Annotated in this window: 7 protein-coding genes; all 7 read left to right on the top strand. The window is 39.2% G+C overall.

From position 1 onward, the window contains the following. Positions 1–287, top strand: a 287-nt coding sequence (lepB, locus tag UC75_RS20715) for a signal peptidase I (protein ID WP_228137168.1), incomplete at its 5' end; no start/stop codon positions are given. A 23-nt stretch (positions 288–310) separates the two neighbouring features. Beyond that, a complete protein-coding gene (locus UC75_RS07945; protein ID WP_005307477.1) occupies positions 311–685 on the top strand; it encodes a DUF4845 domain-containing protein in 375 nt (124 codons plus the stop codon). Next, positions 657–1,349 carry a ribonuclease III gene (gene rnc / locus UC75_RS07940; RefSeq protein ID WP_004790741.1) on the top strand — a complete coding sequence of 231 codons (693 nt, stop codon included), beginning with the start codon at positions 657–659 and terminating at the stop codon, positions 1,347–1,349. The genes UC75_RS07945 and rnc overlap by 29 nt, the downstream gene beginning before the upstream one ends. A gap of 11 nt (positions 1,350–1,360) precedes the next feature. Next, positions 1,361–2,383, top strand: a complete 1,023-nt coding sequence (gene era / locus UC75_RS07935; RefSeq protein ID WP_081399272.1) for a GTPase Era — start codon at positions 1,361–1,363, stop codon at positions 2,381–2,383. Between the two features lie 17 nt (positions 2,384–2,400). Next, positions 2,401–2,604 carry an NF038104 family lipoprotein gene (locus UC75_RS07930; protein ID WP_004790744.1) on the top strand — a complete coding sequence of 68 codons (204 nt, stop codon included), beginning with the start codon at positions 2,401–2,403 and terminating at the stop codon, positions 2,602–2,604. 9 nt (positions 2,605–2,613) lie between these two features. Continuing rightward, entirely contained in the window at positions 2,614–3,327 is a 714-nt protein-coding gene (recO, locus tag UC75_RS07925; RefSeq protein WP_049837239.1) for a DNA repair protein RecO, read from the top strand. Positions 3,328–3,340: 13 nt separating this feature from the next. Then, the coding region (gene pdxJ, locus UC75_RS07920) for a pyridoxine 5'-phosphate synthase (protein ID WP_228137167.1) at positions 3,341–3,964 on the top strand (624 nt) is incomplete at its 3' end.

Genomic DNA, 3,964 nt, shown 5'->3' with positions numbered 1-3,964 from the left:
CCTTTACGATGCGTGAACTTGAAGGCGTAAATGTGGCGCGTCAAGCACCGTTTATCAACTATGTTGAAAATGGTAAATATGCAAACCAAGACGGTTTATATTGGGAAGTGACTGTTCCAAAAGGACATTACTTTGCAATGGGGGATAACCGTGATCAAAGTGCAGACAGTCGTTTCTGGGGCTTTGTTCCTGAAGAAAATTTAACAGGACGAGCATTCTATGTCTGGATGCATAAAGAACCGGGTTTACATCTTCCTAACTTTGGCCGAAATGGAAAAATAGATTAAAAACAACCATTAGGAAAAAAGAAATGCGTAAGGCACAACAAGGTACTTCGTATTTAGCAATTTTATTTGGGGTGGTTATATTTGCGGTTGCAGTAAAAGCTGTACTTGCAGTTTGGCCAGCATATTGGGATGATCGATTGATTAATAATCAAATAGAAGAGCTTTTACAAGAAAGCTCTTCTGACATCACCCCACAGAAGTTTATGACACAAATGGATCAGCGACTGGAAATGAACAATATTCGTGATCTTCATTTCAAAGAGATTGCGCAAGTGTTTAATGAGTCTGGTCTAAAAGTCCAAAAGAAATATGAGGTAAGAAAACCCTTCTTATCAAATATTGATTTAGTTTTAACATTTGAGAAGAGTTTTGATAAAACATCAGTTCAAACTAAGTGATCCTCGCTTATTGAGTCGAATCGGATATCAATTCAAGCAGCTTGAATTGTTACAGTTAGCTTTGACTCATCGTTCGGTGAGTCATAAATACAATTACGAGCGCTTGGAGTTTTTAGGCGATTCATTATTAGGCATGATTATTGCCAATTATCTATATCATGCCTATCCAAATGAAAATGAAGGTCGTCTAACGCGTATGCGAGCGACTTTGGTACGTCAGGAAGCGTTAGGTAAGATTGCAACCGATTTGCAACTTAGTCGGTGTTTAATATTAAGTACGGGTGAATTGAAATCTGGTGGTCATCATCGTGAGTCAATATTGGCTGACACGGTAGAAGCCATTATTGGTGCAATTTATATTGATAGTGGTGATCTCAACTTACTTACAGATATTGTGCTAAAATGGTATGTACCGTATTTAGACCATATTGAGCCTACGGATCAACTTAAAGACCCTAAATCACGTTTACAAGAGTATCTACAAGCACGTAAAAAACCTCTCCCTGTTTACGAGGTTGTAGATATTCAGGGTGATGCACCTCACCAGCACTTTAAAGTTGAATGTTTGATAGATGGCTTATCAAAGATTCATGGTGAGGGTTCAAGTCGTCGTTTTGCCGAGCAGGCAGCAGCGGCGGAAATTTTAAAGTTATTGGAGCAATAACCTGCATGTCGATGCATTCTGATCAAATCAATCCAGATTCAAATGAGAACCAAGATCCTAATAATCTGATTGATCAATTTTTTAGTTCCAAAGGCGTAACAATTCCTTCGGATTTTAAGAGCGGATTTGTGGCGATTGTGGGACGTCCAAATGTGGGTAAATCTACCCTCATGAACCATTTGTTAGGTCAAAAACTTTCTATTACTTCGCGTAAACCTCAAACAACACGTCATAAAATTATTGGTATTGATTCGCGTGAAAAAATGCAGGCGGTATATGTAGATACCCCGGGTATGCATAAAAAAGAAGTGCGCGCTATTAATAAAATGATGAACCGTGCAGCTCATTCTGCATTGCGCGACGTCAATTTGGTCTTATTTGTTATTGATGCTTATAAGTGGACGCAAAATGACGACTTAGTGCTTGAAAAACTCAAGAATGCTGAAATGCCAGTTATTTTGGTGATTAACAAGGCTGATACTTTTGAAGATAAAAGAGATATTCTGCCTTTGATTCAAGAGCGCGCTAAGCTTATGAATTTTGCCGAGATCGTTCCTGTATCTGCATTACGCGGAGCAAATCTGGAACACTTGAGCGAAACCATTGAGAAGTATCTTCCTTACCAAGCACCTTTGTATTCATTTGATCAGATTACTGACCGTTCTGAGCGCTTTTTAGCTAGCGAAATTATTCGTGAAAAAATCATGCGTCAGTTAGGTGAAGAATTACCTTATGATTTAACAGTACAAATTGAATCTTTCAAAACGGAAGAAGAGACTGTTAATGAAAAAACTGGTCGTTTAAAGCCAGCTTGTACTTATATTGATGCAACGATTTTTGTAGATCGTGCAGGCCAAAAAGCGATTGTGATTGGTGAAAAAGGTGCCAAGCTTAAAACAATCGGCATGGATGCTCGTAAAGACATGGAAAAAATGTTTGAGCAAAAAATTATGCTTACCTTATGGGTTAAAGTTAAAGGTGGCTGGTCTGATGATGAGCGTGCTTTAAAAAGCTTAGGGTATAGTGATATCTAAAGGATAAGGATGCTGGTATGAAAACAATTACATCATTGGTCGCTATAATTGGATGTACATTGATGTTACAAGGTTGTGTATATAAGCTTGTAACCGTACCAGTAGGTATCGCCTATAAAACTACAAAAGGTGTTGTTAAAGGTACAGCAGCTGTTGTAGGGGCGGTAATTCCTGATGGTGATGATGAGGATGATAAAAAAGAAAAAGAATCTGAGGAATAGTTTCTTTTTATGATGCGCAATGAAGTCCTCCATGGATATATGATTCATCACCGTAAGTACCGTGAAAAAAGTCATATTGTGCATCTTTTTACTCAGGAGTATGGGCGAGTCGATGGTATTTTAAGACAGACTCCGCCCCCTCAATATCAGCCTATCCGCTTGCAAGCCACGGGTAAAAGTGAGCTGAAAAACTTTACAAAGCTTGAAATCTTAAATCAGCCTGTTTTCTTTTTTGGTGATGCTTTTTTTGCCGGATTTTATTTAAATGAAGTTGTTCTTAGACTTTGTCCCTTAGAAGAGACAATGCCACAAACGTTTGAGCAATATCAGTTAACGTTACTTCAATTACAACAATTATCTTCCCACGAAAATCCTGACCTTTTTCTTCGGCAGATTTTGCGCCAGTTCGAGCATATTTTACTTCCTGAGCTTGGATACGCGATTGATTTCTCAGTCGATACCCAACAACAGCTGATTCAGGCTCATCAGTTTTATCAATTTCAAGTGACAGAAGGTTTTGCTCCTGTTGTGCAGGCGAGTCGTTCTTCTTTGTCAGGGAAAGCGATTTTGTCTATGTTGGATTATGAGCAAGGGCAAGATTTTTCTCTCGAACAACTGCAATTATTAGGTAAACTATACCGTCAAATGATTACATCGCTTTTAGGTGATCGTCCCCTAAAAAGTCGACAATTGTGGATTCAAAACACTCAAACTCAATCGTAATTAGGATTTATTTATGGCTGCATTGCTTGGTGTAAACATAGACCATGTTGCTACTTTGAGACAGGCGCGCGGTACTACTTACCCAGATCCTGTAGAAGCTGCTCTTATTTGTGAACAAGCTGGTGCAGAGGGCATTACTTTGCATTTGCGTGAAGACCGTCGCCATATTCAAGATGATGACGTACGCCGCATGCGTCCATTGCTAAAAACACGTATGAATCTTGAGTTGGCTGTTACTGATGAAATGGTCGAGTTTGCGAAAGAAATTCAGCCACAGCATGTTTGTTTTGTTCCTGAAAGACGCCAAGAAGTAACCACTGAAGGTGGTTTAGACGTAGTAGGTAACTTTGAAAAAGTTAAAGCTGCAACTCAGACTTTAGCTGCTATTGGCTGCGACGTATCATTATTTATTGATGCAGATTTAGCTCAAATTGATGCAGCAGTTGCATGTGGTGCACCTACGATTGAGTTACACACGGGTGCATATGCAGATGCGGCAACAGAGCAAGATCAACAGGCTGAGCTGGCGCGTATCATCAAAGGTGTTGAATATGCAGTTTCAAAAGGTTTAGTTGTAAATGCTGGTCATGGCCTTAACCTTAAAAATATTGCTCCAATTGCTGCTATCTCGCAAATT

The sequence above is a fragment of the Acinetobacter sp. V2 genome, assembly GCF_001188385.1.
In the GTDB taxonomy this organism is placed as follows: Bacteria; Pseudomonadota; Gammaproteobacteria; order Pseudomonadales; family Moraxellaceae; genus Acinetobacter; species Acinetobacter oleivorans.
This window is presented reverse-complemented; position numbering and strand designations above follow the sequence as displayed.